At 38.1% G+C, this 12,761-nt stretch carries 16 protein-coding genes; 12 read left to right on the top strand and 4 right to left on the bottom strand.

The genetic code is table 11. From position 1 onward, the window contains the following. Positions 1 to 43 precede the first annotated feature (43 nt). Positions 44 to 688, top strand: a complete 645-nt coding sequence (locus JI666_RS02610; RefSeq protein WP_206888644.1) for a YpjP family protein — start codon at positions 44 to 46, stop codon at positions 686 to 688. A gap of 53 nt (positions 689 to 741) precedes the next feature. Beyond that, positions 742 to 969 carry a hypothetical protein gene (locus JI666_RS02615; RefSeq protein ID WP_206888646.1) on the top strand — a complete coding sequence of 76 codons (228 nt, stop codon included), beginning with the start codon at positions 742 to 744 and terminating at the stop codon, positions 967 to 969. A gap of 199 nt (positions 970 to 1,168) precedes the next feature. Here JI666_RS02615 and JI666_RS02620 read toward each other — a convergent pair whose 3' ends face one another. Further along, entirely contained in the window at positions 1,169 to 1,405 is a 237-nt protein-coding gene (locus tag JI666_RS02620) for a YuzB family protein (RefSeq protein ID WP_136945391.1), read from the bottom strand. Between the two features lie 194 nt (positions 1,406 to 1,599). Between JI666_RS02620 and trxB the strand changes: the two genes are divergently transcribed. After that, complete coding sequence (trxB, locus tag JI666_RS02625) at positions 1,600 to 2,541, top strand: thioredoxin-disulfide reductase (RefSeq protein WP_206888648.1); 942 nt, start codon at positions 1,600 to 1,602, stop codon at positions 2,539 to 2,541. Between the two features lie 32 nt (positions 2,542 to 2,573). Here trxB and JI666_RS02630 read toward each other — a convergent pair whose 3' ends face one another. Continuing rightward, positions 2,574 to 3,014 (bottom strand): Hsp20/alpha crystallin family protein, encoded by a 441-nt coding sequence (locus tag JI666_RS02630; protein ID WP_206888649.1) that lies wholly within the window; start codon positions 3,012 to 3,014, stop codon positions 2,574 to 2,576. Positions 3,015 to 3,141: 127 nt separating this feature from the next. Here JI666_RS02630 and JI666_RS02635 point away from each other — a divergent pair, with 127 nt between their 5' ends. Together JI666_RS02635 and JI666_RS02640 are read left to right on the top strand one after the other, a co-directional pair. Continuing rightward, on the top strand, positions 3,142 to 3,933 hold the full coding sequence (locus JI666_RS02635; RefSeq protein ID WP_206888650.1) for a thymidylate synthase: 792 nt from the start codon (positions 3,142 to 3,144) through the stop codon (positions 3,931 to 3,933). Next, on the top strand, positions 3,930 to 4,412 hold the full coding sequence (locus JI666_RS02640; protein WP_206888651.1) for a dihydrofolate reductase: 483 nt from the start codon (positions 3,930 to 3,932) through the stop codon (positions 4,410 to 4,412). Before JI666_RS02635 ends, JI666_RS02640 begins: the two co-directional genes overlap by 4 nt. 43 nt (positions 4,413 to 4,455) lie before the next feature. Here the strand turns inward: JI666_RS02640 and JI666_RS02645 are convergent, their stop codons facing one another. Next, positions 4,456 to 5,289 (bottom strand): YitT family protein, encoded by an 834-nt coding sequence (locus JI666_RS02645; RefSeq protein ID WP_206888652.1) that lies wholly within the window; start codon positions 5,287 to 5,289, stop codon positions 4,456 to 4,458. 155 nt (positions 5,290 to 5,444) lie between these two features. On the opposite strand from JI666_RS02645, the gene JI666_RS02650 reads away from it, so the two are divergent. Beyond that, entirely contained in the window at positions 5,445 to 6,119 is a 675-nt protein-coding gene (locus tag JI666_RS02650; protein ID WP_206888654.1) for a GntR family transcriptional regulator, read from the top strand. Positions 6,120 to 6,167: 48 nt separating this feature from the next. Here JI666_RS02650 and JI666_RS02655 read toward each other — a convergent pair whose 3' ends face one another. Continuing rightward, positions 6,168 to 6,488 (bottom strand): 2Fe-2S iron-sulfur cluster-binding protein, encoded by a 321-nt coding sequence (locus JI666_RS02655; protein WP_206888656.1) that lies wholly within the window; start codon positions 6,486 to 6,488, stop codon positions 6,168 to 6,170. 166 nt (positions 6,489 to 6,654) lie between these two features. Here JI666_RS02655 and JI666_RS02660 point away from each other — a divergent pair, with 166 nt between their 5' ends. From JI666_RS02660 to dppA, 6 genes are all read left to right on the top strand, one after another. After that, positions 6,655 to 7,080: a DUF2203 domain-containing protein gene (locus JI666_RS02660; RefSeq protein ID WP_206888658.1), complete on the top strand. Its 426-nt coding sequence runs from the start codon at positions 6,655 to 6,657 to the stop codon at positions 7,078 to 7,080. A gap of 353 nt (positions 7,081 to 7,433) precedes the next feature. Continuing rightward, positions 7,434 to 9,314: an ABC-F family ATP-binding cassette domain-containing protein gene (locus JI666_RS02665; protein ID WP_206888660.1), complete on the top strand. Its 1,881-nt coding sequence runs from the start codon at positions 7,434 to 7,436 to the stop codon at positions 9,312 to 9,314. Positions 9,315 to 9,513: 199 nt separating this feature from the next. Next, a complete protein-coding gene (locus JI666_RS02670) occupies positions 9,514 to 9,909 on the top strand; it encodes a VOC family protein (protein WP_206888662.1) in 396 nt (131 codons plus the stop codon). A gap of 144 nt (positions 9,910 to 10,053) precedes the next feature. Next, entirely contained in the window at positions 10,054 to 10,815 is a 762-nt protein-coding gene (locus tag JI666_RS02675; RefSeq protein ID WP_206888664.1) for a class I SAM-dependent methyltransferase, read from the top strand. Positions 10,816 to 10,959: 144 nt separating this feature from the next. Then, a complete protein-coding gene (locus JI666_RS02680; RefSeq protein ID WP_286170541.1) occupies positions 10,960 to 11,682 on the top strand; it encodes a DUF421 domain-containing protein in 723 nt (240 codons plus the stop codon). 255 nt (positions 11,683 to 11,937) lie between these two features. Further along, the gene (dppA, locus tag JI666_RS02685; protein ID WP_206888667.1) at positions 11,938 to 12,759 is read left to right on the top strand and encodes a D-aminopeptidase DppA; all 822 of its coding nucleotides are present in this window, start codon (positions 11,938 to 11,940) and stop codon (positions 12,757 to 12,759) included. Positions 12,760 to 12,761: the final 2 nt, after the last annotated feature.

A 12,761-nucleotide genomic window follows, 5' to 3' on the forward strand; every position in this document is an offset into this window, starting at 1 on the left:
AAAATAAAGAGAACAATTGAACTGTGAAAGTCAGGTGTGAAGTATGAGATCGCCATTATGGATGAGGAAACTATTCGTTGCATTTGTTGCTGTTATTACACTTGGTACGGTTATTCCAACAGGTTATCTTGCTGAAGACAAAGCAGAGTCTTCTGAGAATTATCAGGAGGAGAGCTATCTTCGTCTTGAACCAAGAGACGAGCTTCCAGATCCAACCGATAACGAGGCTAAGGATGAATTGGATTGGCCTTCGCTTGCTAAGTATGCTCCTACTTCTGAACTTCTTACAGGCTTTGTTAGCTATGCTAGCCTTCAATCAGAGGAGATTGGTTTAGCTAAGTTTGGCGAAACGATTTCTAATCGTGTAGGAAGTGAATATAAAGATACTATTGTGCCGAGAATGACTGAAGCGATTGCATCGTCAGTTGAACTACTTGATGAAGAAACCATTCGATCACTTCGCTTGACGGACAAGCCTGCAAGTGGTTATGGTGAACGTATTATGCACGTTTACAATGAAGAAACAGGAGAAGATCTTCTTCGTTTTCACGTAAGAAGAGATCATCCACCACAGGATGGCTACTGGTTTAATTTTCATTATCACGACGCATCCGATAATTTTGAAGAACATTATGAAGTTGGTAAGATATATTGGGATAAAAACACTCCGCCTAAGTGGCTCTCTTAAGAGAGGCATGCGGGGTGTTTTTGGTTGGAGAATAAGGGAGGATTACATCATAGATGGAACTTGTACAGTGTATTAGAGATGTTTTTGAAGAAGAGCCTTTAACTGGCGCTGAGAACCCGCTAGACAAAAAGTTATTTAAGGAAGGGAATTTCTATCCTGTATACCGAGATGAGCATAATAGCTGGATTACAGTAGATGATGAAGGGGAGCAGCACATCATCGCAACGGGTTTAACGCTAATGGAGGATTTCTGGTTTACATTTCGGTTTCGCATCGCATAACAAAACGCCGCTTAATTAGCGGCGTTTTGTTATTTCTTTTTAGGGCGCGCGTTTTGCGGGCCTCTTTTTTTGTTCATTAGAAGCGCATCTTCGCCTTCTTTTTCACCTTGAATGCCGGTTTTTGGGTCATATCCGTTTCGGTTTTTCATTTGTAAGTGCCTCCTTTTTTGGATTCACTCATTAGAATGCCCGAATAGAATTAAAACATCGGATTTTCTTCAATGAATTGATATACATTGTCTACAAGCTCTTCTGGCGTTTCACCAATTACCCGCTCGCCATTAACAAGACAGTACATTTCCTGGCTACAAAGCGTGCAATGACCGAGACAGGAATACTCAAGCACGTCTAGGTCAGAATCTTTTTCAAGTATTTCCATTGCTTTATGTGAACCGCTTGAAAGATTGCTCATGCAGAATTCTACGATTGGATTCATCTTACATTCACCTCTGGTTCTTGATACAAATTGTAAACTGCTTCTATTCTATCAAGAAGGAAGGAAAATAAACAACCATTTGCATATTGAAGTAAGAATGAAGTGTGAAATAAACGATACTATTTGTAAGAGAGGGGTTTATTTCTCTGGAATTAGGAAAAATAACATAATGAAGTCGATAGAGGAGGGTCATTATGCATAAAGCAGTTATTGTAGGAACAGGACCAGCAGGTTTAACAGCTGCCATTTACCTCGCGAGGGCGAATATGGAACCGCTAGTAATTGAAGGACCTGAACCGGGCGGTCAGCTTACGTTAACAACCGATGTGGAGAATTTCCCTGGGTTTCCTGATGGTGTACTTGGGCCTGAATTAATGGAGAATATGAAGAAGCAGGCACTTCGCTTTGGTGCTACGATTGAACGTGGCTGGGTGAAGGATATTGATTTCTCAGAGCGTCCTTATAAACTCTCTACGGATACACTTGGTGAGATTCAGGCAGAATCTGTGTTGATCTCAACTGGTGCATCTGCCAAACTTCTTGGCATTCCTGGAGAATCAGAAAATATGGGGAGAGGCGTTAGTACATGCGCAACCTGCGACGGGTTTTTCTTCAGGGGCAAAAAGATTGTTGTAATTGGCGGAGGTGACTCTGCAATGGAAGAAGCGACTTTCTTGACGAAATTTGCTTCTGAAGTCACTGTGCTTCATAGAAGAAATGAGCTTCGTGCATCTAAAATTATGCAAGAACGAGCTCGCAACAATGATAAGATAAGCTGGAAACTGAACTTCTCACCAGTAGAAGTGGTAGCAGCAAACAATAAAGTAAGTGGCATTAAAGTGGAGCATAGTGATACTGGAGAAGAAGAAATCGTTGAAACAGATGGAATTTTCGTTGCGATTGGTCATCGTCCTAATACAGATTTCTTGCATGGTAAAATAGATATGGATGACAAAGGATACATCAAGGTAGAACCAGGCACAACAAGAACAAATATTCCTGGTGTCTTTGCTTGTGGAGACGTCCAGGACTTCACATATCGCCAAGCTATAACAGCAGCTGGAACAGGGTGTATGGCTGCAATGGACTGTGAGCGATTCCTTGAAGGAAATGCGTTTATTGACTGGAGTATGTAAAAAGAGTGCGGAGGCTTAGCCTCTGCACTCTTTTAGTCAATTGTTAAAAAGGAATAGCCTTCAATGCGATCAGTCTTAGGTATTGTAATTTCTAATATGCCGTTTGCATACTTTCCTTTCACGTTATCCATCGAAAAGTGATAAGGAAGTTTGATGGTGCGACTCGTACTAGTATAGGAGCGCTCTTGCTTATAATATTTTTGTTTATCGTTACGTTCTTCCTCATAGCTATTCGATTCAATTGATATTCGAAGTCCATCTCCTAGTGGCTCCACTTTAATTTGTTCTTTTGATACTCCAGGAAGTTCTGCCTCAACAATAAAAGCTGTCTTCGTTTCATAAAGGTCTACGCGAAACGATTGTGCAGGCAACAGATTCGCGAATGGCTCTTTGAAGAAATCATCAAACGTGTTCATCCAGTTCTGAATCGTAGGGTCTTGGAACAGTTTCGGCAACTTATCGCCTTTTTTCAATTCGCTTCATCCTCTCAGTAATTTCTGATATACCATATGACAGGAAACTTAGAATGTTCCATAGGTGCCTATAATCAATACTTTCTTCGTGTTACAATGATTTGTAGTGAATTAGAGGAGGAGTAAGATGAAGACATATTTAAATCTATGTGAAGAAATTTTACATAACGGAACGAAAAAATCGGATCGAACAGGTACGGGGACAATTAGTGTGTTTGGACATCAGATGAGATTCGATCTACAAGAGGGCTTCCCTGCTTTAACCACGAAGAAATTACATCTACGCTCCATCATTCATGAGCTGCTTTGGTTCTTAAAGGGAGATACAAATGTAAAGTATTTGCAAGATAACGGTGTGCGAATATGGAACGAATGGGCAGATGAAGATGGTGAACTGGGCCCAGTTTATGGACATCAGTGGCGATCGTGGAGCGCAAATGGAGAAACCGTTGATCAAATATCCAAAGTTGTTGAACAGATTAAAACGAATCCAAATTCGCGAAGAATGATTGTAACAGCTTGGAATCCTTCACAAGTTGATGAAATGGCACTTCCGCCTTGTCACTGCCTCTTTCAATTTTATGTGGCAGATGGGAAGCTTTCATGTCAGTTATACCAGCGTTCAGCTGACGTGTTCCTTGGTGTCCCGTTCAATATTGCATCGTATGCGTTACTAACAATGATGATGGCTCAAGTATGTGACTTAGAGCCAGGTGAATTTATTCATACACTTGGTGATGCACATATTTACAATAACCATATTGAACAAGTTCAACTTCAGCTTACACGTGATACTCGGACTCTTCCCAAGATGAAAATCAATCCAGATGTGAAATCGATTTTTGATTTTACCTTCGATGATTTTGAATTAACCGAGTATGATCCCCATCCACATATTAAAGGGGAGGTTTCTGTATGATTTCATTTCTTCTCGCTATGGATGAGCAGAATCTAATAGGTAAAAACAACGATCTGCCATGGCATATACCTGCCGACCTTGCATACTTTAAAAAAATGACAACTGGCAAGCCAATTGTCATGGGAAGAAAAACGTTTGAATCCATCGGCAAAGCCCTTCCAGGACGAGAGAACTATTTAATTTCAAGAAAAGATCTTGAGTATGAAGGAGTGACAGTACTTCACTCAATCGAGGAGTTCTTTGAATTAACACGTAATCAAGAGAAAGAATGGTTTGTTATTGGGGGAGCAGAAATATACCGACAAATCTTACCTCATGCTGATCGATTGTACATTACAGAAATTCATGAATCGTTTGAGGGAGACACGTACTTCCCTACATTCTCGAAGGAAGAATGGAAGGAAACCTCACGGGAAAAGCATTTGAAAGACGATAGAAATAAATATGAATTCGATTTTGTGATCTATGATCGTAAATAACAAAACCCCCGAGTGAATTAAACTCATCACTCGGGGGATTATTTTAAGTCTTGGGGAATGTAAATCCTTCACCAAATACATCTCTCACATCGTGTACAACAACAAATGCTTTTTCATCAACCTGTTGAATCATTTTCTTTAAGAGAAATAGTTCTTGCTTATTAATGACAACATACAGAATATCTTTTGCTTCATTAGAATAATGACCTCGTGCATTAATAACCGTAACACCACGATCCATCTCTTCGCTTACCTTTTCAGCAATCGCTATTGTGTTTTGCGAAATGATTGTAACAGCTTTTCTAGTATCAAAACCATCAATCAAGTAATCTAATATTTTAGTGCTTATATAAATTGAAATACCTGTGTACATTGTATTCTCTATTCCAATGACTACAGATGACCCAAGAACAACTAGAATATCGAAAACAAACATCGATGTACTAACACTCCAGCCGAAATGCTGATTTAGCATTCGAGCGACAATAGTTGATCCTCCAGTTGTCCCACCTGAACGTAAAACGAGCCCAAGACCAATACCGATAAAAACGCCTGCAAAGACAGTTCCTAGCATAATGTCGAGGGGATTACCCATGCCTTCAGTTAACTGAATAAAGAGGGAGGTGAAGAAGATCGCAATCATTGTATACCACGTTACTCGTTTATTTAGAACTTTATAACCGATTGCTAAAAGGACACCGTTCATAACGAAGTTCGTAATACCTGGCGACCACCCTATGAGATAATAAAGCGTCATCGATATACCAGTAACGCCGCCCTCACCAAGTTCGTTAGGGATAGCAAACCAGTTTACGCCAAGCGCAAAGAACAGGGATCCAATAATAATTAATGTGATTTCTTTCCCTGTGTTATTCATATCATCACTCCGTTCTATTCTGAATACGTAGGATAATATATCACAGAGAGATAATTAGAACAAGATTGTTCAACAATATTGTTCTAGATGAATATAAAATCATTACACATTATGTTAAAATAGCTAAAAAAGAACATATGGGCGGGTTAGTTGAAATGCGAAAAGAAACAGTTGAACAAAAGGTGTACCAGTTAATAAAGAATGCAATCATGAAAAGACAAATTGCACCTGGTAATCAGTTGTTTGAAAGTGCCATTGCAGAGAAAGTTAACGCGAGTAGGACGCCTATTCGAAGCGCAATTTTGAAGTTAGAATCAGAGGGACTAGTGAACGTTATTCCAAATAAGGGAGCATTCATTGTCCAACCAACGATTGAAGAAATGATCCAAGCATTTGAAATGAGAAAAACACTCGAGGAAATGGCTGTTCAAAAAGGGTTCTCGAATATTGGAACGAATGATATCGATCAACTTAAACAATATGTTGAAGAAATGAGAATCGCCTATAAGGAGCGGGAAATCGAACTGTATCAAGAGAAAAACAATGCTTTTCATCTTTTGATAGCAAAAGCAAGTGGGAACTGCTATTTGATTGATTTCATGCGGAAAATCTTAAATCAAATTACAATTTATATGGTGTTGTATGATGTATTTAATGGAGATAATGATAATGAAGAAATGGATATCCTTGAACATGAAGAGATGATTAAACACATTGAAAATGGACATGAAAGAAAGCTTCGAACGATACTTAGTCTTCATCTTGATAGTAGTTTAACAAAGCTTGAGCAAGATAAATTAAATTATCAGTCCCTTTCTACGCTTTTTTAAAAGAAGGAAAGCCAGTCATTAAAAGGACTGGCCTTCCTTCTTTTTCATTTATTCTGCCGGTCTAGGGCCTGCATCAAGACCAGAGCTCTCAACTGTCATGGCTGGTTTAACTTCACAATCACCTTTTACACGAACTTGACAAGATAATCGTAAATTATCTTCAACGCCTTTTTTCTTAAATGCTTCCTGTTCAATTTCAGTCAAATCTCCAAACTCACCATCTACGACTTCGACACGACAGGTCGTGCATTTAGCATTTCCACCACAACGATGGAGAATTTGCACACCATTGTCTTCTAGTGCAAGTGTCAGCTTTGTTCCTTCTGCTACTTCGAATGTTCCATGATCTGGTACTGTAACTTTAGCCAAAGAAATTCCTCCTTTAAGAAAATATTACCTTTACATGGTCTATCATATCTGAAAACGGTCTTTCTTTATAGTGTGCAATTCAATATGTAAAAAAACGTCGAATGATGTGTAAAGAATGGAGGTAAGGGTAAAGAAGGAGTAGTAAAGAATAACCAGGAGGATAATCATGGAAAAAAAGTATTTTACCGTAGAAGAAGCAAATCGTCTGTTGCCTGAGTTAAAGAGGGAGCTTGCCGAACTTAAACGACTTAAAGTCCAATTTAGCGAACACTATGACCAGATCGAACAGCATAAAAAAACCCTCCTTTACAGACATAAAACCAAAGTAGATGAAGATATTATCTTCAAAAAGGAAGCAAGAATGGAATTTATGGAGATGGAAGCTCAAACGTTCATTCTTAACATGAAGGCTCTTGGGGTGGAGATCAAAAACGTCGATGCAGGATTGATCGATTTTCCTGCACGGATAAACGATCAAGAAGTGTTGCTATGTTGGAAAGAAGGGGAAGAGGAAGTTTCTTTCTACCATTCTGAGATTGGTGGATTCAATACAAGAGAGCCAATTGAAAACCTAATGAAAGAAAATGATTAGGCTGACCTTGTTCAGCCTTTTTATTAGTTTGTGATTTAATTTCACATACCGTATTTAGTATAAAAATTTTATGAATGATCACATTAAGAAAGAGTGGAGGTGAGTATCTTGAAGAATCCAAAACAAAACCAAAAGCATGAAACTGAATTCGCAAGCGAGCTTGCAGCAGATCAGAACAATAACAAAAAACATAAGAAAAACAAACAACAGAAAAAGAATAATTCTTGATTAGAAGAAGCTCTTCATTGAGCTTCTTTTTTTAATTGCTTTTTTCTCACTAGTAGATTAGTTCCTTTCTTTACACAAAACAGTTAAAATAGAAAGCAGACTAAAGAGAGAAAAGGATGAATGTCATGAGCTTACTTCAAGCTGAATTAATTACGAAGTCGTACGGAGAAAAAACGCTTTTTGATGGGGTATCTTTTTCCTTAGAAGAGAAACAGCGGATCGGTTTAATTGGAGTAAATGGAACTGGTAAATCATCTTTGCTCAAGATTTTAGCTGGAATTGAATCAATGGATAGCGGAACACTTTATCATGCCAATCAATTTCATGTGGAGTATTTGCCCCAGGATCCTAAATTTATAGAGAAGAAAACGATTCTTGAAACGGTTTTCGATAGCGATATACCGTTATTTAATACAGTAAGACAATACGAGGAAGCACTCCAAGATGTAATGAAAAATCCAGAACGGGAAGCTTATCAGGACAAGTTACTTCATGCACAAGAGGAAATGGATCGTGTTGGGGCATGGGATTTCAGTACACAAGCGAAGACAATATTAACAAAGCTAGGTTTAAATCAGTTTGATGCTATGGTAGACGAGCTCTCAGGTGGGCAGCAAAAGCGTGTGGCCCTTGCGAAGGCTTTCATTAATCCTGCAGATTTATTAATACTCGATGAGCCGACTAACCATATTGATAACGCAACAGTGGAGTGGTTAGAACAATACCTTGCTAACTATTCAGGCACACTACTGCTCGTGACGCATGACCGTTATTTCTTAAATCGTGTCACAAACCGTATTTTTGAATTAGATAAAGGCAGATTGTTTGAATACGAAGGAAATTATGCGACGTTTCTTGAACAGAAAGCAATGCGAGAAGAACGCGAAATGAAGGAAGAAGACAAGCACAATAAGTTGTTGAAAAGCGAGCTTGAATGGCTTAAAAAAGGTGCGAAAGCAAGAACAACGAAACAAAAAGCAAGAAAGCAACGAATTGAGAAGATGAAAGAAGTACCTGGTAGAAGTACTGATGGAAATGTTGATATGGAGCTTGGTGCTAGTCGACTAGGGAAGAAAGTTATTGAAGCGGATAACATCTCTAAATCAATCAACGGTAAAACTCTAACAGATGAATTTAGTTATCTTGTTCTTCCGCAGGATCGAATTGGAATTATTGGACCGAACGGCTCAGGTAAAACAACTTTGCTCAACATGCTTGCCGGAAGAACAGCTCCTGACACAGGAACTGTTGATATTGGTACTACTGTAAAAGCTGGGTTCTATAGTCAGCAAAATGAAGGTCTTGATGAATCACAGAGAGTGATTGAGTATATTCGAGAAGGTGGAGAAGAAATTCGCCTTCGTAAAGGTGGATCAATAACAGCTTCTCAAATGCTTGAACGATTTCTATTTACACCTGACCTACAGTGGACGTACATATCTAGACTTTCTGGTGGGGAAAAACGACGCTTGTATTTACTACGTATTCTAATGGAAGAACCGAACGTTCTTTTTCTTGATGAACCTACAAATGATCTTGATGTCCAAACTCTAGCCGTACTAGAAGACTATTTATCAGAGTTTCCAGGGGCGGTTATTACTGTATCCCATGACCGTTACTTCCTCGATAAAGTAGCACAGCAGTTATTTGTATTTGAAGGTAACGGAGAAATTAAGCATTATTACGGTGACTATTCAGACTATCTAGACGTGGTCAAAAGAGAGAAAGAACTTGAAGCAGAAGAAAAGAAGCAAGTAAAAGAAGACGTTGTTCAAGAGAAAACGCGTCCTACAAAGTTGTCTTACAATGAAAAGAAAGAATGGGAAACGATTCAGGACACCATTGAAAAAATTGAGCAGCGGATTGAAGATGTAAAGAACCAAATAACAGAATCCGGAAGCGACTTTGCTAAAGTCGATGAACTTTATAAAGAAGAGCAAGCTCTTACGATGGAATTAGAAGAAAAGATTGAGCGCTGGTCTGAGCTCTCAGAAAAAATGGAATAGTATATTGAGAGTAGTTCAGTCTAAGAGTGCAAACTTGTTTTGCACCTTAATTGAACTGCTTTTTTATTTTAACTAATACAGGATTATTCCTTTTGCAATAAAATGTAAAAAAGGACTATGAGAATAGTAAATAGAATATACGTATTTGAAGCTATATACTAGCATGATTACTTAAAACTATGAAAAGTAGGAGGGAATTATGGGGAGAGTAGTTCATTTTGAAATTCACGTTGATGACATGGAACGGGCAAAGGAATTTTATGGTGAGGTATTTGGATGGAGATTTGAGGATTGGAGCGACTTTGCAGGAATGCCTTACTTTGGAGCTGTTACTGGTGATGAAAAAGAATTAGGAATTAACGGAGCTTTGATGCAAAGACAAAGTGCTCCTCCAGTGTTAAACCAGGCTGTAAACGCCTATGCATGCACGATAGGTGTAGAAAATTTGGATGCGATCGAATCTAAAATCATGCAATATGGATGTAAGATAGCAATGCCTAAATATGCTCTACCTGGAATGGCGTGGCAAGCATACTATTTTGATACCGAAGGAAATATTTTTGGTGTTCATGAACCAGACGAAAACGCTAAATAGTATTATGATCTTACAAATGAGAAGAGGTATTTATGAACTTAGTAGAACACGACATATAACAACCCTATCTGTTCATAAGGGGTCCTCCGTATTAGTAGTTGAAAACGATAAATGTTCATAAAACTACTAATTGGAGGGTTTTAAATGAATACAGATGCGCAATTCTTACATTATCTTAAAGACGTGGAGCAGGATTTTACTGGCTGGGACTTCTCCTTTATAACAGGTACTGGGCGTATGCAGAATCAATTACTTCCCTGGTCGTATGGAAGTATTGTAAAACCATTTGTTCATAAAGCCAAAGTTATGTTGGACATGGGAACTGGTGGAGGTGAGTTTTTATCTAAGCTAAGACCTTTTCCAGATCATGTATTTGCCACTGAAGGATACGAACCTAATGTTGCAATAGCTAAAGAAAGACTCGAGCCTCTTGGTGTTAAAGTTGCTGAGTTTATAGATGATTCTAATCTACCTTTTGAGAATGAACAGTTTGACTTAATCTTGAATCAGCACGAGTCTTATTCTCCATTAGAACTCAAAAGAATCATTTCAAGTAAAGGAATCTTTATTACCCAGCAGGTAGGTGGTACTGATTGTTTTCAAATAAATGAAAAGTTAAAAGTTCCTTTAAATGGAGAATTCCAAAATTGGTGCATGGGAACAGCTCAAAAACAACTTACCAATAGTGGCTTTAAGGTGTTGGAAAGCAGCGAAGCTTTTCCAGTTCAACGATTTTACGATATTGCAGCTTTAGCTTATTATTTAAAAGCGATCCCCTGGCAAATACCAGACTTTAGTATAAAAGAGTACTTGAATGAATTATATAATGTACATTGCATCATTAAAGAAAATGGGTACTTCGATGTCAATCAGCACCGTTTTCTAATTAAAGCAGAACAATATTAAAAGCCAAGCCTTCGTTTGAAGGCTTTCTTTTTATTTGTAATGAAGCGCAAAGAATCATCACTTAAATTACAAATAAAAAGGAAGGTAATGGATAAAGTTTCTTTAGGGAATGATGAGCTTATATGAAAGAAAGAGGTGCTCGTCATGGATATAGTAATGGATGGCTTTAAGGTCATCCTGCGTATTGTAACCATTCTCCCCTTCATGCTTGCAATTGTACTCTACATGGGAAAGCGCTCAATTGGAGAGCTACCTGTATTCGATTTTCTTGTCATTCTCGTTTTTGGAGCTGTAGTAGGGGCAGATATTGCAGATCCAAAGATTAATCATATTTACACTGTCATAGCAATGATTGCCATAGCTCTTTTGCAGAAACTGATTATTAAATTAAAATTAAAACATCAGAAAGTAGGAAAGCTCCTCACCTTTGAACCAACAGTTGTTATGTATAGAGGTAAATTCTTAGAGGAGAATATGGGACACATTAAATACTCTATTGATAACATTCTACAGATGCTACGGGAAAAGAATGTTTTCCATACACCTGATGTAGAACTTGCCATAGTAGAATCGAATGGAAAACTTAGTGTGAAATTATATCCTGATAAAGAGTCGGTAGTCCGTAAAGACTTATCGATTTACAAACCTGGTAATAACTTTGAAATTCCAGTTGTACTCGACGGGAAAATCCAGCGGGATTTGTTGCAGCGCTTAGATAAATCAGAGTCTTGGCTTATGGAGCAACTAGAGAAAGCTGGAGAACTTAGTTTGGATTCTGTTTTTTATGCAGGTGTTAATGCAAAAAGTGAAATATTTATTTCCAAAAAGCAACCTACGAGCTCTGATGTGCCGCCATTTAAACATTGATATAAGAATTCAAAAATAATACTTCTATGTATTTCTAAGAAAATGGTCATCAAAACGATGACCATTTTGTGTTTTAATATGAAACTTTAGTTCTTTTATCCTGATTAAGTTTCTTTCTGAAGTGAGCTACTTAAGTTTAAACATAGGTACAATGTAATAAAACTTCATTTTATTTTTAGAATATACTGAGAAATGAAGCGGATGATGGTATAATTATTCAGAAAGTTAAGAAAAAATGGGAAAAGGAGGTAATCTGTGAAGTTTTATTTATCGGTTGATATGGAAGGGATTACTGGACTTGTAGATGATACATTCGTGGATTCTGGAAAGCGTAATTATCTGCGCGGACAAGAAATCATGACGAAAGAAACGAATCATGTGATCGAATCTGCATTTGATAATGGTTGTAGTGAAGTTATCGTGAATGATAGCCATTCCAAAATGAATAATTTGCTTTTTGAGAAGCTACATCCTGAAGCCAAGCTTGTTTCAGGAGACGTAAAGCCATTTTCAATGGTCCAAGGTTTGGATGATTCATATGACGGCATGGGACTTATCGGCTATCATGCAAGTGCTTCCATGGCTGGAGTAATGTCACATTCTATGACGTTTGCAGTAAAGAATTTCTACATAGACGATCGAACAGTTGGTGAGCTAGGTATGAATGCATATGTTGCAGGATACTTCGGAGTACCCGTTTGGCTGGTTGCTGGAGACGATCGTGCTGTTCTGGAAGCTAAGGAGCTTCTGCCGAATGTCACGACAGCTGTAGTAAAAGAATCAATTTCTCGTTCTTCAGCATTAATCTTATCACCTGAGAAAACAGGTCAGCTTCTTAAGAATAAGACTGTAGAGGCAATTGAGAACAGATGGAATGTAGAGCCATTAGTTCCACCAAAACAACCTACATTTCGCATTGAATTTACAAATTACGGACAGGCAGAATGGGCGAGTATCATGCCAGGAGCTGAACTTGAAAGAGACACAATCGTAAAGTTTCAAGCAAAGGATATGCTTGAAGCTTATCAAGCAATGCTTGTTATGACTGAATTAGCAACTAGAACGACATTTTGCTAGAA

The sequence above is a fragment of the Bacillus sp. NTK071 genome, from assembly GCF_017303315.1.
In the GTDB taxonomy this organism is placed as follows: Bacteria; Bacillota; Bacilli; order Bacillales; family Guptibacillaceae; genus Guptibacillus.

Bases quoted from the DNA above. Each gene is read 5' to 3' on its own strand.
- JI666_RS02610 (WP_206888644.1), top strand. From the start codon at position 44: ATGAGATCGCCATTATGGATGAGGAAACTATTCGTTGCATTTGTTGCT.
- JI666_RS02615 (WP_206888646.1), top strand. From the start codon at position 742: ATGGAACTTGTACAGTGTATTAGAGATGTTTTTGAAGAAGAGCCTTTA.
- JI666_RS02620 (WP_136945391.1), bottom strand. From the start codon at position 1,405: ATGAATCCAATCGTAGAATTCTGCATGAGCAATCTTTCAAGCGGTTCA.
- trxB (WP_206888648.1), top strand. From the start codon at position 1,600: ATGCATAAAGCAGTTATTGTAGGAACAGGACCAGCAGGTTTAACAGCT.
- JI666_RS02635 (WP_206888650.1), top strand. From the start codon at position 3,142: ATGAAGACATATTTAAATCTATGTGAAGAAATTTTACATAACGGAACG.
- JI666_RS02640 (WP_206888651.1), top strand. From the start codon at position 3,930: ATGATTTCATTTCTTCTCGCTATGGATGAGCAGAATCTAATAGGTAAA.
- JI666_RS02645 (WP_206888652.1), bottom strand. From the start codon at position 5,289: ATGAATAACACAGGGAAAGAAATCACATTAATTATTATTGGATCCCTG.
- JI666_RS02650 (WP_206888654.1), top strand. From the start codon at position 5,445: ATGCGAAAAGAAACAGTTGAACAAAAGGTGTACCAGTTAATAAAGAAT.
- JI666_RS02660 (WP_206888658.1), top strand. From the start codon at position 6,655: ATGGAAAAAAAGTATTTTACCGTAGAAGAAGCAAATCGTCTGTTGCCT.
- JI666_RS02665 (WP_206888660.1), top strand. From the start codon at position 7,434: ATGAGCTTACTTCAAGCTGAATTAATTACGAAGTCGTACGGAGAAAAA.
- JI666_RS02670 (WP_206888662.1), top strand. From the start codon at position 9,514: ATGGGGAGAGTAGTTCATTTTGAAATTCACGTTGATGACATGGAACGG.
- JI666_RS02675 (WP_206888664.1), top strand. From the start codon at position 10,054: ATGAATACAGATGCGCAATTCTTACATTATCTTAAAGACGTGGAGCAG.
- JI666_RS02680 (WP_286170541.1), top strand. From the start codon at position 10,960: ATGGATATAGTAATGGATGGCTTTAAGGTCATCCTGCGTATTGTAACC.